Source organism: Halovulum dunhuangense, from assembly GCF_013093415.1.
Taxonomy (GTDB): Bacteria; Pseudomonadota; Alphaproteobacteria; order Rhodobacterales; family Rhodobacteraceae; genus Halovulum; species Halovulum dunhuangense.
In genome coordinates, this window is record NZ_JABFBC010000001.1 from 636,456 (window position 1) to 659,682 (window position 23,227).

The 23,227-nt window shown below is 69.5% G+C and carries 25 protein-coding genes; 18 read left to right on the plus strand and 7 right to left on the minus strand.

The window, feature by feature from the left end; genetic code table 11:
• Position 1: 1 nt before the first annotated feature.
• Complete coding sequence (locus tag HMH01_RS03090) at positions 2-2,521, minus strand: methyl-accepting chemotaxis protein (protein ID WP_171322357.1); 2,520 nt, start codon at positions 2,519-2,521, stop codon at positions 2-4.
• A 168-nt stretch (positions 2,522-2,689) separates the two neighbouring features.
• Here HMH01_RS03090 and cmk point away from each other — a divergent pair, with 168 nt between their 5' ends.
• The 12 genes from cmk (at position 2,690) to HMH01_RS03150 (ending at position 11,783) form a co-directional block, all read left to right on the plus strand.
• Positions 2,690-3,331 (plus strand): (d)CMP kinase, encoded by a 642-nt coding sequence (cmk, locus tag HMH01_RS03095; protein WP_171322392.1) that lies wholly within the window; start codon positions 2,690-2,692, stop codon positions 3,329-3,331.
• Positions 3,332-3,440: 109 nt separating this feature from the next.
• On the plus strand, positions 3,441-5,129 hold the full coding sequence (gene rpsA, locus HMH01_RS03100) for a 30S ribosomal protein S1 (RefSeq protein WP_171322394.1): 1,689 nt from the start codon (positions 3,441-3,443) through the stop codon (positions 5,127-5,129).
• Between the two features lie 4 nt (positions 5,130-5,133).
• Positions 5,134-6,057: a signal peptide peptidase SppA gene (gene sppA / locus HMH01_RS03105; RefSeq protein WP_171322396.1), complete on the plus strand. Its 924-nt coding sequence runs from the start codon at positions 5,134-5,136 to the stop codon at positions 6,055-6,057.
• 85 nt (positions 6,058-6,142) lie between these two features.
• Positions 6,143-6,427, plus strand: a complete 285-nt coding sequence (gene ihfB / locus HMH01_RS03110) for an integration host factor subunit beta (protein WP_171322398.1) — start codon at positions 6,143-6,145, stop codon at positions 6,425-6,427.
• A gap of 26 nt (positions 6,428-6,453) precedes the next feature.
• On the plus strand, positions 6,454-6,810 hold the full coding sequence (locus HMH01_RS03115; protein ID WP_343035129.1) for a lipopolysaccharide assembly protein LapA domain-containing protein: 357 nt from the start codon (positions 6,454-6,456) through the stop codon (positions 6,808-6,810).
• Entirely contained in the window at positions 6,803-7,477 is a 675-nt protein-coding gene (locus HMH01_RS03120; RefSeq protein ID WP_171322400.1) for a phosphoribosylanthranilate isomerase, read from the plus strand. The genes HMH01_RS03115 and HMH01_RS03120 overlap by 8 nt, the downstream gene beginning before the upstream one ends.
• Before the next feature lie 173 nt (positions 7,478-7,650).
• Positions 7,651-8,871, plus strand: a complete 1,221-nt coding sequence (gene trpB / locus HMH01_RS03125; protein ID WP_171322402.1) for a tryptophan synthase subunit beta — start codon at positions 7,651-7,653, stop codon at positions 8,869-8,871.
• A gap of 104 nt (positions 8,872-8,975) precedes the next feature.
• The gene (locus tag HMH01_RS03130) at positions 8,976-9,317 is read left to right on the plus strand and encodes a hypothetical protein (protein WP_171322403.1); all 342 of its coding nucleotides are present in this window, start codon (positions 8,976-8,978) and stop codon (positions 9,315-9,317) included.
• 268 nt (positions 9,318-9,585) lie between these two features.
• The gene (locus HMH01_RS03135; RefSeq protein WP_171322405.1) at positions 9,586-10,026 is read left to right on the plus strand and encodes a PepSY domain-containing protein; all 441 of its coding nucleotides are present in this window, start codon (positions 9,586-9,588) and stop codon (positions 10,024-10,026) included.
• 77 nt (positions 10,027-10,103) lie between these two features.
• Entirely contained in the window at positions 10,104-10,559 is a 456-nt protein-coding gene (locus HMH01_RS03140) for a PepSY domain-containing protein (RefSeq protein ID WP_171322407.1), read from the plus strand.
• 14 nt (positions 10,560-10,573) lie between these two features.
• Complete coding sequence (locus HMH01_RS03145) at positions 10,574-11,098, plus strand: helix-turn-helix transcriptional regulator (RefSeq protein WP_171322409.1); 525 nt, start codon at positions 10,574-10,576, stop codon at positions 11,096-11,098.
• Positions 11,099-11,225: 127 nt separating this feature from the next.
• On the plus strand, positions 11,226-11,783 hold the full coding sequence (locus HMH01_RS03150; protein ID WP_171322411.1) for a fasciclin domain-containing protein: 558 nt from the start codon (positions 11,226-11,228) through the stop codon (positions 11,781-11,783).
• A 42-nt stretch (positions 11,784-11,825) separates the two neighbouring features.
• Here the strand turns inward: HMH01_RS03150 and pth are convergent, their stop codons facing one another.
• Both pth and HMH01_RS03160 read right to left on the minus strand, forming a co-directional pair.
• Positions 11,826-12,497 carry an aminoacyl-tRNA hydrolase gene (gene pth, locus HMH01_RS03155; protein WP_171322413.1) on the minus strand — a complete coding sequence of 224 codons (672 nt, stop codon included), beginning with the start codon at positions 12,495-12,497 and terminating at the stop codon, positions 11,826-11,828.
• A gap of 81 nt (positions 12,498-12,578) precedes the next feature.
• Positions 12,579-13,199 carry a 50S ribosomal protein L25/general stress protein Ctc gene (locus HMH01_RS03160; RefSeq protein WP_171322415.1) on the minus strand — a complete coding sequence of 207 codons (621 nt, stop codon included), beginning with the start codon at positions 13,197-13,199 and terminating at the stop codon, positions 12,579-12,581.
• Between the two features lie 186 nt (positions 13,200-13,385).
• Here HMH01_RS03160 and HMH01_RS03165 point away from each other — a divergent pair, with 186 nt between their 5' ends.
• Positions 13,386-14,582, plus strand: a complete 1,197-nt coding sequence (locus HMH01_RS03165) for an alpha-hydroxy acid oxidase (protein WP_171322417.1) — start codon at positions 13,386-13,388, stop codon at positions 14,580-14,582.
• Positions 14,583-14,598: 16 nt separating this feature from the next.
• On the opposite strand, the gene trpA is transcribed toward HMH01_RS03165, so the two are convergent.
• The 3 genes from trpA to HMH01_RS03180 all read right to left on the minus strand — a co-directional run bounded on the left by trpA (position 14,599) and on the right by HMH01_RS03180 (position 16,502).
• On the minus strand, positions 14,599-15,390 hold the full coding sequence (gene trpA, locus HMH01_RS03170) for a tryptophan synthase subunit alpha (RefSeq protein WP_171322420.1): 792 nt from the start codon (positions 15,388-15,390) through the stop codon (positions 14,599-14,601).
• An 87-nt stretch (positions 15,391-15,477) separates the two neighbouring features.
• Positions 15,478-15,708, minus strand: a complete 231-nt coding sequence (locus HMH01_RS03175) for a hypothetical protein (RefSeq protein ID WP_171322421.1) — start codon at positions 15,706-15,708, stop codon at positions 15,478-15,480.
• Positions 15,709-15,728: 20 nt separating this feature from the next.
• The gene (locus HMH01_RS03180; RefSeq protein WP_171322423.1) at positions 15,729-16,502 is read right to left on the minus strand and encodes a BON domain-containing protein; all 774 of its coding nucleotides are present in this window, start codon (positions 16,500-16,502) and stop codon (positions 15,729-15,731) included.
• Positions 16,503-16,666: 164 nt separating this feature from the next.
• Here HMH01_RS03180 and modA point away from each other — a divergent pair, with 164 nt between their 5' ends.
• From modA to HMH01_RS03205, 5 genes are all read left to right on the plus strand, one after another.
• On the plus strand, positions 16,667-17,425 hold the full coding sequence (modA, locus tag HMH01_RS03185; protein ID WP_171322425.1) for a molybdate ABC transporter substrate-binding protein: 759 nt from the start codon (positions 16,667-16,669) through the stop codon (positions 17,423-17,425).
• 9 nt (positions 17,426-17,434) lie between these two features.
• Complete coding sequence (gene modB / locus HMH01_RS03190) at positions 17,435-18,130, plus strand: molybdate ABC transporter permease subunit (RefSeq protein ID WP_171322426.1); 696 nt, start codon at positions 17,435-17,437, stop codon at positions 18,128-18,130.
• The gene (modC, locus tag HMH01_RS03195) at positions 18,127-19,230 is read left to right on the plus strand and encodes a molybdenum ABC transporter ATP-binding protein (RefSeq protein ID WP_171322428.1); all 1,104 of its coding nucleotides are present in this window, start codon (positions 18,127-18,129) and stop codon (positions 19,228-19,230) included. The genes modB and modC overlap by 4 nt, the downstream gene beginning before the upstream one ends.
• A gap of 82 nt (positions 19,231-19,312) precedes the next feature.
• Entirely contained in the window at positions 19,313-19,891 is a 579-nt protein-coding gene (locus tag HMH01_RS03200) for a hypothetical protein (RefSeq protein ID WP_171322430.1), read from the plus strand.
• Positions 19,892-19,913: 22 nt separating this feature from the next.
• Complete coding sequence (locus HMH01_RS03205; protein WP_171322432.1) at positions 19,914-20,696, plus strand: ZIP family metal transporter; 783 nt, start codon at positions 19,914-19,916, stop codon at positions 20,694-20,696.
• A gap of 221 nt (positions 20,697-20,917) precedes the next feature.
• On the opposite strand, the gene HMH01_RS03210 is transcribed toward HMH01_RS03205, so the two are convergent.
• Positions 20,918-23,224: a YbcC family protein gene (locus HMH01_RS03210; RefSeq protein ID WP_171322434.1), complete on the minus strand. Its 2,307-nt coding sequence runs from the start codon at positions 23,222-23,224 to the stop codon at positions 20,918-20,920.
• Positions 23,225-23,227 lie beyond the last annotated feature (3 nt).

Below are 23,227 nucleotides of genomic sequence, written 5' to 3' on the forward strand. Positions count from 1 at the left end.
CTCAGAAGCTGGACCAATCCTCGCTGTCCGCGACAGAAAAGGTGCCCCCCTCGCGGCCCGAGGCCGCCGCCTTGCGCGGTGCGCGCGCCGGGCTGCGCGGTGCGTCGGCCCCCGCCACGCGGGCGGGGATCGCCGCGGGCGGGGGGGAAGGCGGCTCGTCCGCGTGTTCGAAATAGTCCCGGACCGCGGTATCCTTCCCGACCGGCGCCAGGCCCAGCCCGTCCAGCCGGAACCGACCCACCACGTTGGCAAGCAGCCCCGCCTGTTCGTTCAGCGCGGCGGAACTCGCCCGGCTGCGGTCGGCCAGTTGCACGTTCTCCTGCGTGCCGGTGTCCATCTGCGCCACCGCGGCCGAGATCTCGGCGATCCCGGTCGCCTGTTCGCGGGTCGCGCGCGTGATCTCGCCCACGCTTTCCGAGGCGGCGGCGATGGCCTGGGTGATTTCGTCAAGGACGCCGCCGGCGCGGTTCACCCCGGCCACCCCTTCCCGCACCTGGCCCGCGCTCAGCGCGACGATGGCCGAGATGTCCTTGGCCGCCTCGGACGTCCTGCGCGCCAGTTCGCGCACCTCCTCGGCCACCACCGAAAAGCCGCGCCCCGCCTCGCCCGCGCGGGCGGCCTCGACCGCGGCGTTCAGCGCCAGCAGGTTGGTCTGCGACGCGATGGTGCCGATCACGGCGATGGTTTCGGCGATGCGGCGCGAGCCATCCTCGATCGCGTCCATCGATGCGACGGCCGCGGTCACCACCTCCTGCCCGCCCTGCGCCCGCGCCCGCGCCTGTTCGGCCAGTTCGGCGGCGCGCGCGGCGTTGGCGGCGTTCGCCTTCACGTTGGCCGACATCTCTTCCATCGTGGCCGAGGTCTGCTCCAGCGAGGCGGCCTGCGATTCGGTTCGTTCCGCCAGCGAACTCGCGCCGTCCGACACCGCCTCGGCGGCGCCGCCCAGCTGGTCCACCGCGCCGCGCAGCTGGAGGATCACTTCGCGCAGCGTGGTTACGGTCGCGTTCACGTCGCCCTGCAATTCCGCGATGACGCCCGAACGGGTGCCGGTCATCGTCCGCGTCAGATCCCCGTCCGACAGCGCGCGCAGCACGGTCTGCAGGTCCGCGATGGCGCTGCCGACCGATTCCATCAGCCGGTTCACGTCGCCGGCCAGGTCCGCCAGCACCGGATCGTCGAATCGCCGTTCGACCCGGCCCGCGAAATCGCCCGCCACCGCGCCGCGCACAACCTCGCCCAGGCCGGCGCGCAACTCCTCCATCATCGCGCGGCGCGCGGCTTCCTGCGCCGCGCGGTCGCGGGCGGCCTGCCCTTCGGCGGCGCGCGCGGCAAGTCCCGTCCTGCGGAACGCCTCCACGCTGCCGGCCATGGAGCCCAGCTCGTCGTGCCGTTCGGCGCCCGGGATCGGTGCGTCGTAATCCCCCGCCGCCATCGTCGTCATCCGCGCCTGCAAGGCCGTCACCGGCCGGCTGAGCGAACGGCCCAGCAGCAGGCTTGCCAGCACCGCGAGCGCCAGAACCGCCAGGCTCGAGCCCAGCATCAGGTCGCGCATCCGCCCGATCGGGGCCAGGATCGCGGCCAGGTCCGCCTCGGCGACCGTCACCCATTCGAGGCCGAAGAAGGGCACCGCCGCGGCCCCCACCAGCGCCGGCGTGCCCGCCAGGCCCGGCCGCTCGGTCACGACCGGACCCTCGACGGTGCCGATCTCGGTTGCCGACAGATCCAGCGCGGGCGACAGCAGATCCCCGGCGCCGGCATGGCCGCCGCCCGTCCGCAGAAGCCCGTCGCGCCCCATGACATAGGCAAGCCCCGCGGTGCTGAGCGCCAGGTGCGGGATCTCGAATTCCAGCACCATCACCCCCGAGGGGCGCAACTCGCCGCTCAGGGGATCGACGCTGTCCACGCGCATCGCGGCGAATGCCTCCGGCGTGCCGCCATTGGCCGCGTAGGGGGTGAAATCCACCGCCACCGCCGTGCCGGGGCCGGCCGCCATGGCCGCGTGATACACCTGCGCAAGCGGGTCGGGAGTGCCCGGCGGCGGCAGGCTCACCGCGAAATCGTCGGCCTTTGCCACGGTATATACCACCCGTCCGGTGGCATCGATCATCAGCACGTCGGCATAGCCGCCCTTTTCGCGAAAGCGCTGGAGGATGGGGTGATCGGCGGCGTGCCGGCGCCCGTAATCGCCCGACTCCCTTGGCGAGAGCAGCGCGGTGCGCCCCTCCCGCGGGACCGACAGAAAGGCCTCGCGCAGCGTGGCCACGTCCTGCTGGCTCATGGCGTAGGAAAACCCGTCGATCATCCGCGTCCGCCCGGCCTGGAGCGCAAGGTAATCCAGGTCCGCGGCCACCCCCTTCTCGAAGGCGCGGATCCGTTCGCCGGCGACCCGCGTCTCCACCTCGATCAGGCGGACGACCTGCCCCCGCAGCGCGTCGCCCGCGTTCACCAGCCCCAGCACGGTGACCGCGGCCGAGGCCAGCGCCACCAGCGCCATGACGGTCAGGCCGATGCGCAGCTTCATGGATCTGAGGGCAGGCAGGCGAAGCGATCGGGTCATCATGTCCTCGGGGCTTACGGTGCGTCCCCCCCGCTCCTAGCGCCATGGTCTTAACCGGCGATTACCGGGATCGCGGCTTGCACTGGGGCCTCCATCGGGTATCAAGATCCCGGTCTGGCAGGGGAGAGGCGGATGCGCTTCACGGTGGCGATCGACGGGCCCGCGGCGGCGGGCAAGGGCACCATCGGCCGCGCGGTGGCGCGGGAATACGGCTTTGCCCATCTCGACACCGGGCTTCTCTACCGCGCCGTGGGACTTGCCGCGCTCGAGGCGTCGGACGGGGTGATCGACCCGGTGCTGGCCGAGAGGATCGCGACGGAACTGACCGAGGACGACCTTGCCCGCCCCGACCTGCGCGGCTCGCGCGCCGCGCGCGCCGCCTCCAAGGTGGCGGCGCTGCCGCGGGTGCGCGCGGCGCTTCTCGATTTCCAGCGCCGCTTCGCCCGGCGCGAGGGGGGCGCGGTGCTCGACGGGCGCGACATCGGCACGGTGATCTGCCCCGAGGCCGAGGTGAAGCTGTTCGTGACCGCCAGCGAGGAGACCCGCGCCGCGCGCCGCCATGCCGAGCTTTCGGCCGCGGACCCCGCGCTGACGGTCGGGCAGGTGCTGGCCGATCTGCGCAGCCGCGACGCCCGCGACAGCCAGCGCGCCGATGCGCCGCTCAGGCGGGCGGACGATGCGGTCTTGCTCGACACCACCGAATTGTCTATAGACGCAGCCGTCGCCGAGGCCACGGCGCTGATAAGAGCAAGAATCGAGCAGGGTCGGGACTAAGCCACCGGCCCTTTGCTTTTATGAATACCGTGGCCCCATGACCCATGGATGAAAGACCGGCGGAACCAACCGCCTGGCCAGAAAACCCCGCAAAGGAAACCAAACCTGCATGTCTGCTAAAAACTCGCTTGATGAATTCGAAGCCCTCCTGAACGAGACCTTCGAACTCAAGACCCCCGACGAGGGTTCCGTCGTCAAGGGCACTGTCCTCGCCATCGAGGCCGGGCAGGCCATCATCGACATCGGCTACAAGATGGAAGGCCGGGTCGACCTCAAGGAATTCGCCAAGCCCGGCCAGGACCCCGAGATCACCGTCGGTGATGTCGTCGAGGTGTATCTGGAGCGCGTCGAGAACGCCGCCGGCGAAGCCGTCATCAGCCGCGAGAAGGCCCGCCGCGAAGAGGCGTGGGACCGCCTCGAAAAGGCCGCCGAGAACGAAGAGCGCGTCAAGGGCGCCATCTTCGGCCGCGTCAAGGGTGGCTTCACCGTGGATCTGGGCGGCGCCGTGGCGTTCCTGCCCGGCTCCCAGGTCGATGTGCGCCCGGTGCGTGACGCCTCGGCGCTGATGCATGTCGAGCAGCCCTTCCAGATCCTCAAGATGGATCGCCGCCGCGGCAACATCGTCGTGTCGCGCCGCGCGATCCTGGAAGAAAGCCGCGCCGAGCAGCGCGCCGAGATCGTGGCCAAGCTTCAGGAAGGCGACGTCGTCGACGGCGTGGTGAAGAACATCACCGAATACGGCGCCTTCGTGGACCTGGGCGGCGTCGATGGCCTGCTGCACGTCACCGACATGGCGTGGCGCCGGGTCAACCACCCCTCCGAGATCCTGTCGATCGGCGAGACCGTGAAGGTCCAGGTCGTCAAGATCAACAAGGACACCCAGCGCATCAGCCTCGGCATGAAGCAGCTGCAATCCGACCCCTGGGACAACGTCGAGGGCCGCTACCCGCTGAACAGCGTGCACACCGGCCGCGTCACCAACATCACCGACTACGGCGCGTTCGTCGAGCTGGAGCCGGGTGTCGAGGGGCTGGTGCACGTCTCCGAGATGAGCTGGACCAAGAAGAACGTCCATCCGGGCAAGATCGTCTCCACCTCGCAGGAAGTGGAAGTGATGGTGCTCGAGATCGACACCGCCAAGCGCCGCGTGAGCCTCGGCCTGAAGCAGACCCAGGGCAACCCGTGGGAAAACTTCGCCCGGACCCATCCGAACGGCACCCAGGTCGAGGGCGAGATCAAGAACATCACCGAATTCGGTCTGTTCGTCGGTCTCGAGGGCGACATCGACGGCATGGTTCACCTGTCCGACCTGGACTGGAGCCGTTCCGGCGAGGAAGCGATCCAGGACTACCACAAGGGCGACGTCGTCAAGGCCGTCGTCACCGAGGTGGACGTGGAGCGCGAGCGCATCTCCCTGTCGATCAAGGCGGTCGAGGGCGACCCCTTCGCCGATGCCGTCGCCGGCGTGAAGCGGGGCCAGGTCGTCACCGTGACCGTCACCAAGATCGAGGATGGCGGGATCGAGGTCGAGTACGACGGCATGAAGTCCTTCATCCGCCGCTCGGATCTCAGCCGCGACCGCGCCGAACAGCGCCCCGAGCGTTTCTCGGTCGGTGACAAGGTGGATGCCCGCGTGACCAACATCGACGCCAAGACCCGCCGTCTGGGCCTGTCGATCAAGGCGCGCGAGATCGCCGAAGAGAAGGAAGCCGTGGAACAGTACGGCTCGTCCGACTCGGGCGCCTCGCTGGGCGACATCCTTGGCGCCGCCCTGAAGAACCAGGGCGAAGACAAGTAAGAACGTGGACGCGATCACACGCGACTTCTACGAGGAGCGGCGCCGCAAGTGGCGCCGCTCCGCCTTCTGGCGGGGGGTGCTGGCCACCGTCCTGCTGATCGCGGGCAGCCTTGCCCTTGCGGGCTGGTTCCTGCGCGACGCCCATCCGGTCGGGCCGCACATCGCCCGGGTGGAAATCTGGGACGTCATCTATTCCGACCCCTGGCGCGACGAGATGCTGGTCGAGATCGCCGAGGATGACGACGCCCGCGCCCTGATCCTGAACATCGACAGCCCCGGCGGCACCGTCGTCGGCTCCGAGGCGCTGTACCTTGCCATCCGCCAGGTGGCCGAGGCCAAGCCGGTCGTCGTCACGATGGACGGGGCCGCCGCCTCCGGCGCCTACATGGCGGCCATCGCGGGGGACCACCTGATCGCGCGCGGCAACACCATCACCGGCTCGATCGGGGTCATCTTCGAATACGTCAACTTCGCCGAACTCATGGACCGCGTCGGCGTCGGGGTAGAGACGATCCGCTCTTCCGACCTCAAGGCCGACGCCTCGCCCCTGCGCGAACTCAGCCCCGAGGGCCGCGCCGCCGAACAGGCGCTGGTGGACGAGACGCAGGCGTGGTTCCGCGGCCTTGTCGCCGAGGCGCGCGGCCTCGAGGGCGCGGCGCTGGACGCGGTGACCGACGGCCGCACCTTCACCGGCCGCATGGCGGTCGAGAACGGCCTGATCGACGCCATCGGCGGCGAGGCCGAGGCGCTCGACTGGCTCGAATCGGTCGAGGAGGGCCTCTCCGAGCTGCCGGTAGAGACCTGGGCCCTGCCGGAAGAAGAGGAAACCCTGCTGCCGCGCTTCCTCGGCGCGGTGCTGGGCCTCGACACCCGCCTTCCCGACCTGTCCATGCCGAACGGGCCGCGGCTTATGGCGATCCTCAAATAAGGACTGCATTTTTCCCGGCCATGCGTTAAATCTGGGGCAGGAACGGGCTGGCCCCCGCCGGAGGGCCTGAAAGGAAACGGGATCCATGATCAAATCCGAACTGATCCAGAAGATCGCCGAGGAAAACCCCCATCTCTATCACCGCGATGTCGAACGCATCGTCGGCACGATCTTCGACCGCATCATCGAGGCCATGGCCGACGGCAACCGGGTCGAGCTGCGCGGCTTCGGCGCCTTCTCGGTCAAGAAGCGCGACGCCCGCATCGGCCGCAACCCGCGCACCGGCGAGTCCGTCCCGGTCGAAGAGAAATACGTCCCCTTCTTCAAGACCGGAAAGCTCTTGCGCGACCGGCTGAACGGCCAGGACTGACCCCGACAGAAGAAAGGGACGCACCCGTGCTGCGCACGATCAAACTCGTCTTTCTCGCCATTCTCATGCTTGCCATCGTCACGCTGGCGCTTGCCAATCGCGGGCCGGTGACGCTGAACCTGCTGCCCGAGGGCGTGGGCGCGATCCTGCCGCTCTCGATCGAGCTGCCGATGTTTCTCGTGATCCTCGCCTCGATCCTGACCGGGCTTCTGATCGGCTACATCCTCGAATGGCTGCGCGAGCACAAGCACCGCCGCCTTGCCGCCGAAAAGCAGCGCGAGGCGCAGCGCCTCTCGCGCGAGGTCGAGACGCTCAAGAAAAAGCACCTCTCGCCTGAAGACGAGGTGCTGGCGATCCTGGACAAGTCCACCCGCAATGCCTGACGGTCCGGGCCCGGTCCGGGTCAAGATCTGCGGACTGACGCGGGCCGGGGACCTGGCCGCAGCGGCGCGGCTGGGCGCGGCCTATGCCGGGTTCGTCTTCTTCCCGCCCTCGCCCCGCAACCTGTCGATGGACGCGGCGGCCGCCCTTGCAGCCGGCGCCCCCCCGGGCATCGCCAAGGTGGGGCTCGTGGTCGATCCCGACGACGCGCTGATCGACGCGCTGGCGGACCGGGTCGCGCTCGACATGCTGCAACTCCACGGCCACGAGACGCCCGAACGGGTCGCCGCCATCCGCGCCCGCAGCGGCCTGCCGGTGATGAAGGCGATCGGCGTGGCCGACGCGGCCGACCTGAAGGCCATCGACCTCTATTCCCGCGTCGCCGACCAGCTTCTGATCGACGCGAAACCGCCAAGGGACGCGGCCCTTCCCGGCGGCAACGCCCTGTCCTTCGACTGGCGCCTGATCCAGAACCGCCGCTGGTCCCTCCCGTGGATGCTCGCGGGCGGCCTGACCCCCGACAACGTGGCAGACGCCATCCGCCTGACCGGCGCCCGCCAGGTCGACGTCTCCTCCGGCGTGGAACGCGCCCGCGGGGTGAAGGACGAGTCCCTGATCGCAAGCTTCATCGCCGCAGCAACGGGGACCGCGGCGCCTGTTTTCAGGTGAGGGGGGGGCATTTGCGGGCGCGCCTGACTTGACGTTCTGCGCCTGATCGTCGGGCAAGGTGCCATACACTCTCCATACACCTGCCATACGCTTTCCAGACGCGGCTTTTTCCCGTCTCGACCCGGGCCCCCATCCCCGCTATGTGTTTCTCCGAATTCCGACAGGAGGGTCCGATGGCGTCCGAAATGCTCAACTCCTACCGCACAGGCCCCGACGAGCGCGGGCGCTTCGGGATCTTCGGCGGGCGCTTCGTGTCCGAGACGCTGATGCCCCTGATCCTCGACCTGGAGGCCGAGTACACCCGGGCCAGGACCGACCCGGACTTCTGGGCCGAGATGGATTTCCTGTGGAAACACTATGTCGGCCGCCCCTCGCCGCTCTACCATGCCGAGCGCCTGACAGAGCGGCTGGGCGGGGCCAGGATCTACTTCAAGCGTGACGAGCTGAACCACACCGGCGCGCACAAGATCAACAACGTGCTGGGCCAGATCCTGCTCGCCCGCCGCATGGGCAAGACCCGGATCATCGCGGAAACCGGGGCCGGCCAGCACGGCGTGGCGACCGCCACCGTCTGCGCCAAGTTCGGCCTGAAATGCGTTGTTTTCATGGGCGCGACCGATGTCGAGCGGCAGAAGCCCAACGTCTTCCGCATGAAGCTTCTGGGGGCCGAGGTGGTGCCCGTCACCTCTGGCCGGGCCACGCTGAAGGACGCCATGAACGAGGCGTTGCGCGACTGGGTGACCAATGTGCGCGACACCTTCTACTGCATCGGCACGGTCGCTGGCCCGCATCCCTATCCGGCGATGGTGCGCGATTTCCAGTCGATCATCGGCAAGGAAACGAAGGAGCAGATGCAGGAGGCCGAGGGCCGTCTGCCCGACAGCCTGGTCGCCTGCATCGGCGGCGGCTCGAACGCGATGGGGCTGTTCCACCCCTTCCTCGACGACACCTCGGTGCGCATCATCGGGGTCGAGGCCGGGGGCCACGGCGTCGACGACCGGATGGAGCATGCGGCCAGCCTGACCGGCGGGCGCCCCGGCGTGCTGCACGGCAACCGCACCTACCTGCTGCAGGACGAGGACGGCCAGATCATCGAGGGGCATTCCATCTCGGCCGGCCTGGACTATCCCGGCATCGGCCCGGAACATGCCTGGCTGCACGATATGGGCCGGGTGGAATACGTCTCGGTCACCGACGAAGAGGCGCTTTCCGCGTTCCGGCTGAGCTGCGAGACGGAGGGAATCATCCCCGCGCTCGAACCCAGCCACGCCCTGGCGCATGTCGCCAAGATTGCGCCGGAGCTGCCGAAGGACCATATCATGGTGATGAACATGTGCGGCCGCGGCGACAAGGACATCTTCACGGTGGCCGAGGCGCTGGGCGTCTCGATGTAAGGCTGGCCTTACGATTCCTCTGGACGCGGGGCCCCGAAAGGCGCATGAGGCGCGCTTGAACGGCCGGTGCGGCTATGCCCCGGCCCGAAACGAGGGATAGAAGAATGTCTGACTTCCAGATCGGCGATATCGTCGTTCTCGCCGCTGGCTCCATGCGTATGGCCGTCGAGGGTGTGGATGACGAGGTGGTGCACACCGTCTGGTGCCACGAGGGCACCATCGGGCGCGACAGCTTTCCGGCCGCGCTGCTGCGCAAGTGGGAAGTGCGCGAGGAAAGCTCCCATGGCGACCGCGGCGGCGACCGGCCCCGCAAGCCCTATGGCGGGGATCGCGGCGGCGACCACCGCGGCGGCGACCGGGGGGGCGATCGCGGTGGCGACAAGCCCCGCGGCAAGCCCGGCTGGGACGGCAAGCCGCGCGAGAAGAAGTTCTTCCGCAAGGATTGAACCCGAACAAAGGCGCCCCCGGGCGCCTTTTTCATGCCTGCCCGCGCAGGCCCGCGCGCCTGCGCCCATGGCGATCCGGACCCCCAAATTTCGCGTCTGCCCGCCATAAACCCCGGTTTATGCGCACTGGCCTAATGTTGGATTGCCCCGGATTAAACCTGAGGTGACTGGCCGGGCGGTGAATTCCGGCTTTCTCTGGAACCAGTCGGACAGGATCCGGCTTGCATTGAACCCGGGCCAGTCCGGAAAACGCAGAAAGGCAACAGCCATGAAGAACATCGCCAAGATCGGAACATTTGCATTCCTTATGGGCGCCACGTCGCTGAGCGCGCAGACCGTGTCGCTGGAAAGCGTCATCGGCATCCTGAACGACCAGGGCTTCACCAGCGTCGAGATCGACCGCGTCAATGGCGAGGTGCGGATCGAGGCCAAGGGCGCCGGGCTCGAGCGCAAGATCGTCTACGGCGCCGACGGCACGATCCTGTCCGACGTCACCGAGAACGACGATGACGATGATGACGATGACGACGATCTGGACGATGACGGTCTGGATGACGACGACGATGATGATGACGATGATGATGACGACGATCGCGACGACGACGACGATGATGATGACCGCGACGATGACGATGATCGCGACGACGACGATGACGACAGCGACGACGACGACGACGACGACGATGATGATGATGGGGATGACGACTGATCCGACCCACATTAAGGTCTGAGCCGCGATGCCAGGCGCCCGCGCCTGGCATTAGCGTGGACAGCCGGGAGCGCAAGATGCACCGAATGCAGCCACCACGAAAGACCCCGCGCCGCGTGCTGGTCGCGGCGGCTGCGGGCATGTTCGTGCTTCTGGTGGCGGGCACCACACCGGCGGCGGCGCAGGACAGGGTGCTGCCGCAGGTCATCAGCCAGCTCGACGAGCAGGGTTTCGAGGTGATCCGCGTCCAGCGCACCTGGCTTGGCCGGGTCCGTGTCGTGTCCCGCTCGGGGGAATACGAGCGCGAGATCGTCTACGTCCCATCGACCGGCGAGGTGTTGCGCGACTACTGGCGGCCGCTACGGCGGCAGGGGGGCGATGGCGCGGACAGGTTCGACGGCGGGCGCGGCGATGACCGCGACGACCGGGATGATGACCGGGACGACGATAACGACGATAATGACGACGACGACGACGACAGCGACGACGACGACAGCGACGACGGTGACGACGACGACGACGACGACGATTGAGCAGGCGGTTGCGGATGCGGGTTTCGGGAGGGCTGAAGACGTTGCCGCGCTGGCTGTTGTGGGTGCTGGTGCCGATGCAGGCGCTGTGCTCGGGGTTCTTCATCTGGGATATCGCCGTCGGCGTCTTCGGCCTGCGCAGCCAGCCGATCAGCTGGCAGTACCGCGAGCTGATCGAGATCGGCGCGGCAATCGGGCTTGTCAGCGGTTTCGGCATCGGCCTTGCGGCGCTGGTGCTGACCCTGCGCCGGAACGAGGCGATGGAAGGGCAGATCCGCGCCGCCTCGGCCGCCTTTGCCGAACTGCTTGACGAGCGTTTCACCGGATGGGGCCTGACCCCGGCCGAGCGCGACGTCGCGTGGTTCACCCTGAAGGGCTGCACCATTGCCGAGATCGCGGCCCTGCGCTCCACCTCGGAAGGAACTGTCAAGGCGCAGAGCAACGCGATCTATCGCAAGGCGGGTGTCGCGGGCCGGGCACAGCTTGTGAGCCTGTTCATCGAGGATCTGATGGAGGCGCGCCCCGGCCCGGATGCCGGCTGAGGGCGATCACGTTCCCTCACCATCGCGTGACGCGGCGGGCTTCGGGGAAACCCCGCGCGCCATCCTGACGTGGCTTTTCCTGACCGCGCAACGGGCGCGGCTGGAAAGACCCGAAGGAGAAGACGACATGACCCTGAAGCACAAGATCGCTGTGGCAGCCCTTGCGGCGCTGGTCGCGGGTGCGGCGCAGGCCCAGATGATGCGGAACCCGGATGTGGGCGGCGCGCCGATGTTCGCGGATCGCAACATCGTCGAGAACGCGGTCAACTCGGCCGATCACACCACGCTGGTGGCCGCGGTTCAGGCGGCCGAACTGGTGGATACGCTGGCCAATGGGGGCCCCTTCACCGTGTTCGCGCCGGTGAACGCGGCCTTTGCGGCGCTGCCCGATGGCACCGTCGAGACCCTGCTCGAGCCCGAGAACCGCGGCCAGCTGACCAAGGTGCTGACCGCCCATGTCGTCGAAGGCACGCTGACGCGCGCCAGCATCGACGAGGCGCTGGCCGCGGGCGGCGGCCGCACCGAGCTGGTGACCGTCTCGGGCGACGCGCTGGCGGTCGAGAAGCGCGGCAACACCTATTACGTCATCGACGAGAACGCGAACGGCGCGCGGGTGACCATCGCCGACGTGATGCAGTCGAACGGTGTGATCCACGTCGTGGACAAGGTGCTTCTGCCCCGCTGAGGGCAATCGCGTGGGGGGCGGCGTTGCCGGTCCCCGCGCCCGCTAGCGGCGGAAGTGGTCCGCCAGCCGTTGCAGCGGGTTGCGGGTGTCGGGCTTCGGCGCCTCTGCCGGTGCCGGGGGCGCTGCCTGGGGCTTCGGCGCGGGCCTGGCCGCAGGCCGGGCGGCCACGGCGGTCTGGAAGCGGCTGGCGTCGCCCGCCACCAGGTGCGGCACGGCGCGGCCGATCCCGTCCAGCAGGTCCGTCAGCCAGTCCTCGTCGGCCTTGGCAAAGGGGCTGAGAACGTAGTGGCTGACCAGCGCCTTGTCGCCGGGATGGCCGATCCCCAGCCGCACGCGCAGGTAATCCGCCCCGATATGCTGGTGAAGCGAGCGCAGGCCGTTGTGGCCGGCGTGCCCGCCGCCGGTCTTGACCCGCATCTTGCCGGGCGCAAGGTCCAGCTCGTCATGGAACACGATCACGTCGGCCGGCGTCAGCTTGTAGAAGCGCATCGCCTCGCCCACGGATTGGCCGGACAGGTTCATGTAGGTTTCGGGCTTCAGGAGCAGCACCTTCTCGGTGCCGATGGTGCCCTCGGCGACCTGGCCCTGGAACTTGGCGCGCCACGGGCCGAAGCCCTGGGCGCCGGCGATGGCGTCCACCGCCATGAAGCCGATATTGTGCCGGGTGCGGTCGTACTTGGCGCCGGGATTGCCGAGGCCGGCCAGGATCTTCATCGCGTGCCCCTCTCGAAATGAAAAGCGCGCCGCCCTTTCGGACGGCGCGCCGGATCTAGCACGGATGTGCCGCGAGGGCTATCAGGCCTCTTCTTCTTCCGCGGTTTCCTCTTCGGCTTCGGCCGAACGCAGGCCCGACGGGGCCGCGATGTTGGCGATCACGAAGTCACGATCGGTGATCATCGGGCGCGTGCCTTCCGGCAGCGCGATCTTGGAGATGGTCAGGACGTCGCCGATGGCCATGCCCGACAGGTCGGCGGTCACATGATCGGGAATGTCGCTGGCGGTCACCTTCAGCTCGACTTCCGGGCGCACCACGGTCAGAACGCCGCCGCGGCGCAGGCCGGGGCAGTTGTCCTGGCCGATGAATTCAACCGGGATGTAAAGGTTGATGCGGCTCTTCGGGCTCAGGCGCAGGAAGTCGATATGGGTCGGCAGATCCTTGACCACATCGCGCTGGACCGAGCGGCAGATGACGCGCTGTTGCTTGCCGTCAACGTTCAGCGTGATCAGCGTCGACAGGAACTTGCCCGCCTTGAGCAGCTTGATCAGCTCGTTGAACTTGACGTTGATGGTGACGGGCTCTTCCCCGCCGCCATAGATGACACCGGGCACAAGGCCCTCACGACGTGCCGAGCGGGCGGCCCCCTTGCCTGTCCCCGCGCGCGTCGTGGCGTTGAGAACCGGGCTCTCTTTAGCCATGACTTATCTCCTGTTTTCCATATTCGCGGGGTCCTCCAAGGGTGGGCCACCCGCGACAGGCGTGTCCCTTACGCGAAAGCGCCCGGCTTGGAAAGCGGAATCGGGCCGGGGCCGCGGTGCCGCATTGCGCGCGGGCGGCGCGCGCCGTAATCACGGGCGCGGAGAATGCAAAGCCGGGGTCACGCCATGCCTGTCATCACCACGATCGAGGATCTGCGCCAAATGGCCGAGCGGCGCGTGCCGCGGGTCTTCTACGACTACGCGGACAGCGGGTCGTGGACCGAGCAGACCTACAGGGCGAACTCGTCGATCTTTCACCAGATCCGCCTGCGCCAGCTGGTCGCCGTGAACATGCAGGGGCGGTCCACCCGCACCACCATGGTGGGCCATGACGTGGCCATGCCGGTGGCCCTTGCGCCCACCGGCTTCACCGGCATGCAGCACGCCGATGGCGAGATCCTGGCCGCCCAGGCGGCCGAAGCGTTCGGCGTGCCCTTCACCCTGTCCACCATGTCGATCTGCTCGATCGAGGATGTGGCGATGGCGACGACCAGGCCGTTCTGGTTCCAGCTTTACGTCATGCGCGACCGCGAGTTCGCGGCCAGCCTGATCGACCGGGCCAAGGCGGCGGGCTGTTCCGCGCTGGTGCTGACGCTGGATCTTCAGCTTCTGGGGCAGCGGCACAAGGATCTGAAGAACGGGCTGGGCGTGCCGCCGCGGCTGTCGGTGGCCAACATGGTCAACATCGCGATGAAGCCGCGCTGGTGCATGGGGATGCTCGGAACCCACCGGCGGACATTCCGCAACATCGTGGGCCACGCGAAGGGCGTGGACAACCTCAAGACCCTGTCGGAGTGGACGGCCGCGCAGTTCGACCAGGCGCTGACCTGGGACGACATCGACTGGATCCGCGACCGCTGGGGCGGCACCTTCATCATCAAGGGGATCATGGACCCCGAGGATGCCCGCCGCGCCGCCGACAAGGGCGCGGACGCGATCATCGTCTCGAACCATGGCGGCCGGCAGCTCGACGGTGCGCTGACCCCGCTCGAGGTGCTGCCGCAGATCGTCGATGCGGTGGGCGACCGGACCGAGGTGCATCTGGACAGCGGCATCCGTTCGGGCCAGGACGTGCTGAAGGCGGTGGCGATGGGCGCGAAGGGCACCTATATCGGCCGCGCCTTCCTGTACGGGCTGGGCGCCATGGGCAAGGCGGGCGTGACCAAGGCGCTGGAGATCATCCACAAGGAACTGGACACCACGCTTGGACTGGTCGGGCGCACCGATATCCACGACCTGAACATGGACAACCTGATCTTTCCCCACCAGGTGCCCGAACCCTTCGGCCCGGCCAAGTGGAAAAAGCGCGCCAGGGCGAAGTGACCCCGGCGCGCCCGGCTCAGGCGGTGTGCGCGCCCTCGGCCAGGCCGCGGACGAAGTCGAGCACTTCGGCCACGCTCTTGCCGGCGGCCAGTTCCGCCACGATGGCCGAGCCCACCACCGCGCCGTCGGCCACGCCGGCGATCTCGCGCGCGGACTGGGCGGTGCGGATGCCGAAGCCCACGCAGACCGGCAGGTCGGTCGAGCGCTTGATCCGCGCCACTTCCGGGGCCACGTCGGCGGCGCTGGCGGCGGCGGCGCCGGTGATCCCGGTGATCGAGACGTAGTAGAGAAAGCCAGAGCTGTTCTCGAGCACCTTCGGAAGCCGCCGGTCGTCGGTTGTCGGCGTGGCGAGGCGGATGAAGTCGAGCCCGGCGTCGCGCGCGGGCAGGCACAGCTCGTCATCCTCCTCGGGCGGCAGGTCCACCACGATCAGGCCGTCGATGCCGGCGGATTTCGCCTCCCGCAGGAAGGTCTCCACCCCCATCGAGTAGATCGGGTTGTAATAGCCCATCAGCACGATCGGCGTGGTGTCGTCGCCCTGCCGGAAGGCGCGGGCCAGATCCAGCGTGCGGCGCAGCGTCATGCCCGCATCCAGCGCGCGGGACGCGGCCAGCTGGATCGCCGGGCCGTCCGCCATCGGATCGGTGAAGGGCAGGCCAAGTTCGATCACGTCCACACCGGCGGCGGGCATGCCGCGCACCAGTTCCAGAGAGGTGTCGTAATCCGGATCGCCGGCCATCACATAGGCCACGAAGGCGCGCTTCCCCTCGGCCTGAAGCCGCTTGAACGTGTTCTCGATCCGCGTCATCGGCGCCCCCGGTCCTGCTGGAATTCCTGAGGCCCTGTCTTTGCCGAGCTTGGCCCGGAAATCAATGGGGCGCGGACGAATCCCCGTCTAGCGGTCCGCGTCGGGGTCGTCGTCCTGCCGTCGCAGCATGTCGTGCACCAGCGCCGCACGGCCCGTCAAAGGGCGTCGCAGGTCGCCCATAACGTCATCGGCGCCGGCCAGGTAGGCTGCGACCTCCTCCAGTTCCGCGACGGTCGCGCCGCTGGCCAGGATCTCTGCGACCAGATGCGCGTCCAGCGGGCCGAGGATGTGCGTCACGTCGCGGGCGCCGGGTTTCATGGGCTTTCCACCTTGCGGGGTCACGGGACCACCGCGATCTCGTTCTCGACCTGGTCGACGCCCAGCACGGCCCAGGCATCGCGTTCCGCAAGCTGGCTGAGGGCGCGGCTGCGCAGGGCCCCGGTCAGTCGCACCACGCGTCCGCGCACGCCGACGCGGATCTGGCCCGCGTCCAGATAGGGGTCGGTTTCCAGCACCACGCGCACCGCTTCCTCCAGCCGGATCGGCGCGTCCTCTTCGGGCGGGTCGGCCTCGAGCCCGTTCACCACGTCGCGCACGCCCGGAACCCACCAGCACATCGCGCCGGCAAGGCGCTTGCCGACAAGGCCGCCGACCGTGCCGTTCAGGATGACCACGCCGCGGCGCACCTCGATGTCGATGCGGTGGCGTGCGGTCAGCGGGTCGCCCGCCACGACGGCGAATTCGGGGGCGTTCGCCATCCGCTCGACCGCCATCTCGCGGATGAGATGGCCGGAAAAGGCGGGGGCCGCCCGGAAGAAGCGTCGCAGATGCGAACGGATCTGGCCGTCGCCCATGCGCACTGCCGGGGTGACGCGCAGCCGGTCCACGATGGCGCCGACCTGTGGCTGGGCGGCGAGGATCGACAGCGCGCGGCGCTTGGCGGCGATGTCCGTCACCTCGGCGGAAATGGTCAGCGTGCCGTCGGGATCAAGGCGCAGGATCTCGGGGTGGAAGCGCGGACCGAGACGCGGCTCTGCCCGAAGCGCGCCGCGCAGACTGTCCAGAACGTGTTCGGACCCTGGCCCGGACTCGGTGGCCCGCATCTCTCCCATCGGCGTGTTCCCGTCGCAGCTACATGCAGGACACTAGGGCCATCCGTTACCCCGCCATTGACGGGGATCAATCGCCCGCGGCGATATATCCCGGCGAAAATATCGCTTGATCGGGGTCGGGATCCGTGCCGAACTCTCCGGGTGAACATATCGAAAGAGACGCCATGCATGCCCGTCTTGCCGCCCTTGCCCTTTGCGCGACCACGGCCATGCCCGCCGCGGCCGGGGATGTCACCGTCTTCGCCGCCGCCAGCCTGCGCACCGCGCTGGACGGGATAGCGGCCGGGTGGAAGGCGGAGACGGGCCACGCGGTCACCCTGTCCTACGCGGGCAGTTCCGCCCTTGCCCGCCAGATCGAGCAGGGGGCGCCGGCCGATATCTTCATCTCGTCCAGCGTCGACTGGATGGATCTGCTGGAGACGGAGGCGTTGCTGGCCCCCGGCACGCGGCGTGACCTGCTCGGCAACACGCTCGTGCTGGTGGCGCATGGGCCGGACGCCGCCCCGGTCGGGATCGGCCCTGCGCTGGACCTGCCCGCCCTGCTGGGGCCGGAGGGCCGGCTTGCCATGGCGCTGGTCGATGCGGTGCCCGCCGGGGTCTATGGCAGGCAGGCGCTGGAAAGCCTGGGCCTGTGGGAACGGGTGGCGCCGCAGGTGGCGCAGTCGGACAATGTGCGCACGGCGCTGGCGCTGGTCGCATCGGGCGAGGCGCCGCTTGGCATCGTCTATGGCTCGGACGCGGTGGCGGAGCCGGGGGTCAGCGTGATCGGCACCTTCCCTGAAGACAGCCACGCCCCGATCGTCTATCCCGTTGCGCAGACGGCGGACAGCGACAGCGCCGCGGCGGCGGAGTTCCTGGCCCATCTGGGCAGCCCCGCGGCTGCGGCGAGTTTCGCCCGTCAGGGGTTCATCGTCCTGGAGTGACGCACGCTGATGGGGTTCCTGGGACCGGAGGAATGGCAGGCGGTCGCGCTGTCGCTGAAAGTGTCGCTCTGGGCGACGCTGGCCAGCCTGCCGCTGGGCATCCTCGTGGCCCATGCGCTGGCGCGCTGGCGCTTTCCGGGCCGGCAGGTGCTGAACGGGCTGGTGCACCTGCCGCTGATCCTGCCCCCGGTGGTCACGGGCTACCTGCTGCTGATCGCCTTCGGGCGGCGCGGGCCGTTCGGCGCCTTTCTGGAAGAGACGTTCGGCATCGTGCTTGCCTTCCGCTGGACCGGGGCGGCGCTGGCGGCGGCGATCATGGCGTTCCCGCTGATGGTGCGCGCGATCCGGCTGTCGATCGAGGCGGTGGATCCGAAGCTTGAACAGGCCGCCGCGACGCTGGGTGCGTCGCGGCCCTGGGTGTTCCTGACGGTGACGCTGCCGCTGATCCTGCCGGGGATCCTGGCCGGGGCGATACTGGCCTTCGCCAAGGCGATGGGCGAGTTCGGCGCGACGATCACCTTCGTGTCGAACATCCCCGGACAGACCCAGACCGTTCCATCCGCGATCTACGCCTTTCTCCAGGTGCCCGGCGGAGAGGGCGCGGCGATGCGGCTGGTGATGGTGTCGATCGCGCTGGCGCTGGGGGCGCTCTTGCTGTCGGAGTGGATCTCTACCCGCGTCGCGCGCAGGATCGCCGGGCGATGAGCCTGTCGATAGCCATCCGCCATGCCTTTGCGGGCTTCAGCCTGGATGTCTCCTTCCAGGCGCCGCCGGGCGTGACGGCGCTGTTCGGCCGCTCGGGCGCGGGCAAGACGACGGTGGTGAACGCGGTGGCGGGGCTGTTCCGCCCCGATGCCGGGCGCGTCGCCGTGAACGGATGGGAGATGTTCGACACCGCCGCCGGGCGCTGGCTGCCGCCGCACCGGCGCCACCTGGGCTATGTCTTTCAGGAGGGGCGGCTCTTCCCGCATCTGACGGTGCGGCAGAACCTGACCTATGGCCGCTGGTTCGCGGGCGGGCCCCGGGACGCGGCCGAGGTGGCGCGCATCGTTGCCATGCTGGGCATCGACAGGCTGCTGGACCGTCGCCCCGCGGCGCTGTCGGGCGGCGAGAAGCAGCGCGTCGCGATCGGCCGGGCGCTTCTGTCCCATCCGCGTCTTCTGCTGATGGACGAGCCGCTTGCGGCGCTGGACGAGGCGCGCAAGGCGGAAATCCTGCCCTACCTGGAGCGGCTTCGGGACCAGACCGATATCCCCATCCTTTATGTCAGCCATTCGGTAACAGAGGTCGCGCGGCTGGCCACCACCGTGATCGCGCTGGAGTCAGGGCGCGTGGTCAAGCAGGGCCCCGCGGCCGAGGTGCTGGCCGACCCGCAGGCGGTGCCGGCGCTGGGCGTGCGCGAGGCGGGCTCGGTGCTGGCCGGGCGCGTGCTGCGCCACGACCCCGACGGGCTGAGCGAGATCGCCGTCTCGGCCGGGCGCTTCTTCCTGCCGCAGGTCGCGGCAGAGCCGGGCGCACAGGTCCGCATCCGCATCGAGGCGCAGGACGTGATCCTGTCGCGCGGCCGGCCCGAGGGCCTGTCGGCGCTGAACATCCTGCCCGCCACCGTCAGCGAGGTGCGCCGCGGCACCGGCCCCGGCGTGATGGTGCAGCTGCGTGCAGGCGACGACCTGATCCTTGCCCGCATCACCCGCCGCTCGGCCGACCTGCTGGGCATCGCGCCCGGCATGACCTGCTTCTGCATCGTCAAGTCCGTGGCCATCGCACGGCGCAACGTGGGCCTGATCCGCGGCGATGCGGTCTGACCGGCCCGCTTGATCCAGCGCAAGGACCGTCCCTTTCCCCGGATTATGGTCCCCCTGAGAGGAAATCACGGAGGGGCATGCCATGAAGCTTCAGCAGGGGCGAAAGCCCGAGCACTACATCGCCGCGCCCGAGGCGGTGGGCGTGTTCGACAGCTACGAGAAATTCCAGGCCGCGATGTACGACCTCCTGATCGCGGGCTTCAGCCGGTACGACATCAGCGTGCTGGCCCGGCAGGAGGTGCTGGAGGAGAAGTTCGGCAACGCCTACTGGCGCGCGCCCGATCTGATGGACGACCCCGACGCGCCGCGCGCGGCCTTCATGTCGGAGGAGGCCGAGGGAGAGCTGGAGGGCGCCATCGTCGGCGGGTTCCTGTTTCTCGGCTCCTACATCGCGATGGCGGCGCTGCTCACGCCGGCCAGCACGCTTGCGGCGTCCGTCGCCGCGGTGGCGATCGGCGGCAGCCCGGCCGCGGTGATCGGCGCGCTGCTGGCGCGCCGGGTGCACGGGCAGCACAAGGACTACTACGCCAACCAGATCGCGCATGGCGGCATCCTGATGTGGGTGCGGGTCCGCGACGACCGGCACCGCGACATGGCGGTCCGGATCCTTCAGGGGCATTCGGGCCGGGACGTGCATGTCCATGACTGGAGCGAGGCGTGATGTCTTTCGGCCATGACGGTTGATGCCGGCTGATCCGGTCCTGCTGGGATTCCTGGCCGCGCTGGCCGCGGGCGCCATGACCGCCGTCGGCGCGCTGCCGGTCCTGACGGGGCGCGGCGTCTCGGCGCGGGGGGCGGATGCCATGCTGGGATTTGCCGCGGGGGTGATGCTGGCCGCGTCCTTCTTCTCGCTGATCCTGCCGGGGCTGGGCCATGCCGCGGACCAGGCGCCGGGCAACAGGTACTGGCCCGCGACCGTCGCGGCGCTGGGCGTTCTTCTCGGCATCGTGCTGTTGCTGGCGCTGGATCGTGTCCTGCCGCACGAGCATTTCCAGAAGGGCCGCGAGGGTCCGGTGGCGCAATCGCTGCAACGGGTCTGGCTGTTCGTGCTGGCGATCACCATCCACAACATCCCCGAGGGGGCGGCAGTGGGCGTTGGCTTTGCCAGCGGCGACATCGCGAAGGGGATGACGCTTGCCGCCGGCATCGGGCTTCAGAATGCACCCGAGGGGATGGCGGTGGCGCTGGCGCTTTCGGGGCTGCATTTCCCGCCGCGGCTGGCCTTTGGCATCGCCGCCGCGACCGGCGCGGTGGAACCCGTCGCGGGGCTTCTGGGGGCCTGGGCGGTCAGCCTTGCCGCGCCGCTTCTGCCCTGGGGCATGATGGTGGCGGCAGGCGCGATGATCGGCGTGATCGTGCAGGAGATCATCCCGGAAACCCAGCGCCGCGGTCACGCGCGACAGGCCATGACGGGCCTTGGCGTCGGCCTGTCGGCGATGATGTTTCTCGACATCGCCTTCGGGTGATGGATGCCGGATTGACCTGGCTCAATGCGGGTTGGCCGCGGTGTGTCATCAAGTGCGGGCGGGCCTGTCCGGCCCGCTTGATCCCGGTGCAGGGGCGCATATGCGCTCCTGTCGTGGCAGGCCCGCTGGCGGCGGCGGACTGGCCCTGCCGGTCACGGCGCGCCGGGGGGCGTCACGAGTAGCGGGTCCGGGGATGCTCTCCCGCCCCGGACCCAGTTCACTCAGGCCGCCAACTGCGCGGGGGCGGTCCCGTTCGCGGTGATGCGCTGCGTCATGCGCCCCTCGGCATCCATCGCGAAGAGCGCGATCCAGCCGTTGCCCACCAGCCTTTGCAGGTCCGGGTGCCGCGCGACGATGGCGGCGATGGCGTCGGCGGGGGCCTCGGCCATGACGGTCAGGCGCAGCGGTTCGTGCACCAGGCGGCTGCCGTCATGCAGCGACTGGATCGGCAGGCCCGGCCTGATATCGCCCTCGGCCCCCTCGCGCACGGCGATGCCGCCCACCACGTCATGCAGCGTCTTGTCGCCCGCTCCGAAGATGCGGTTGTCCACCGCCGAGCCGTAGTATTGCAGCGCGATCCAGCTTGCCACGACCACGGGCGCGGTCAGGATCGTCTCGAGCGTGGCGAAGCCCCGGTCCTGGTGCCAGTCGTAGTCGTGCAGGAAGGCCCGGCCGTCGAGCCGCGCGCCCGCGGTCCGCGACCGTGGCGCGGCGATGAAGGCGGCGCAGCCCGCAAGGCCCCATTCCGGCCGCGTCTCTGCCCAATGAAGCGCCCGCTCGAAGGCGTCGGTGGCATTGCCGCCCCGTTCCGTGCGGCAAAGCGCGCCCGCCGCGTCGAGCCAGGTGCGGATCTCCGACAGCGTCGCCGCGTCCAGCCCCTCGTGGCCCAGCAGGGTGACGCGGTCGGTGGTGGTGTCGTGCAGCGCGGGCGCGAAACGCGTGTCCCCGGGGATCGCGATGCCGCGGGCGGCCAGCCCGTCCCGCGTCCGGGGGTCGTTCAGAAGCCCGCAGAGCACCTGCGCGTTCACGTCCCCCGGCTGACCGCCGCAGGCGCCGCAATCCAGCCCCCGCGCATGGGGGTTGTTGGTGCTGGTCGCGCCGTGGCCTGCGATCAGCACCACGGGCGCGAACCGTTCCGTCAGCGACATCGCCCGCAGGATGCCGGCGGCCAGATCCGCCCGCGCCTCGGGGGCGATATGGGCCAGTTCCGGCGCCGGCTTCGCGGTTGGCTGGGCGGGCCGCGCCAGCGCATCGCGCAGCATCCGCCCGGCATGGGCCAGGCCCAGCGTCTCGACGAAGCCGAAGCAGGACACGCCGCCCGAGCGGAAGCCCTTCAGGATGCCGCCGAAATGGCGTGTATCCCGCGCCCGCGGCCGGGCGGCGGCGTCGGCGTCCACATCCAGCGCCGGGGCAAGCAGCACCGGGCATTGCGCGGTGGGAACGGGATCGCCGGCGGCAAAGCGCGCCAGCGGCAGGCCGAAGAAGCCCGCGACGCCCAACGTCTCGATCCCGCTGGCCTGCGCCTCCAGCGCCCGCCGGAACGGCTCGGACCGGACGTCGATGCAGAAGGCGGCCTGCAACCGGGGCCTTGTGTCGGGCGTCTTGCCGGGGGCTTCCTGAAGCCGCGCGACAAGGTTCCGGCGATAGGCGGCCTCGGCCGCGGCCTGAAGGGTCGCGTCGATGGCGAAGGCGTTGGCGTCAGGGGTCTTGATCGCCTGCACGGCCTGCGCCCATGCGTCGGTGAAGCCGGGCCGGTCCGCGAAGATCCGGTGCAGCGCCAGGTCCTGCGCCAGCCGGATCGCCAGCAGGCCGGTCAGCGCGTCGTCGGTCTTACCCTTCTGCGCGGCCTTCCAGGACAGGTGCCGGGCAAAGCCCGCCCAGCCGGGCAGGCCCATCAGCAGCCGGTGGAAGTACAGCTCCCGCGCCGCGGCGGGCAGGCCCAGCAGGCCGGGGGCCGCGAGGATGATGCCCTCGCCGGTGTCGGGCAGCGCCGCCAGCGCCGGCCGGAAGCCCTTGAGCCCGGCCAGTTCGGGCGTGGCATCCGAAAGCGCGCTTTGCCGCCAGTGGGCAAAGGCGGGCAGGTCCCGCTGCGGGTCGGGCCACTGGGCCTGGCCGGCGTCGAAGCGCTCGGCCGCCCAGACCGACAGCCGCGCGGTCAGGAAGCCCGTCCAGTCGCGGCCGTCGAGCGCACCGGCGGTGTCGGTCACCGTCGCGATGGGGGTTGCCTGCGGCGCAGGCTCCCGCGCTGCCGCAAGCAGTGCCTCGGGGGTTTTCGCGGCCCCGGTCTCCGCCAGCGCCTGCACCAGGTCGGCGGCGGTGATCTCGCCCGCGTCGATCCGGGCCAGGATGTCTGCCCGCGGGCGGGTCAGCCGCGCGCCGGCCACCGCCGCCATGCGGGCGGCGGCATCGGGCAGGGCGTGGTCGCTCAGGCCCAGGAACGGGTTCACCGCGACAAAGGCGTCGAGCGTCCAGAGCGGGGCGATCCGGTTGCAGGCGGCGTGGGCGTCGTCGAGGATGGCGTCGGTCATGGC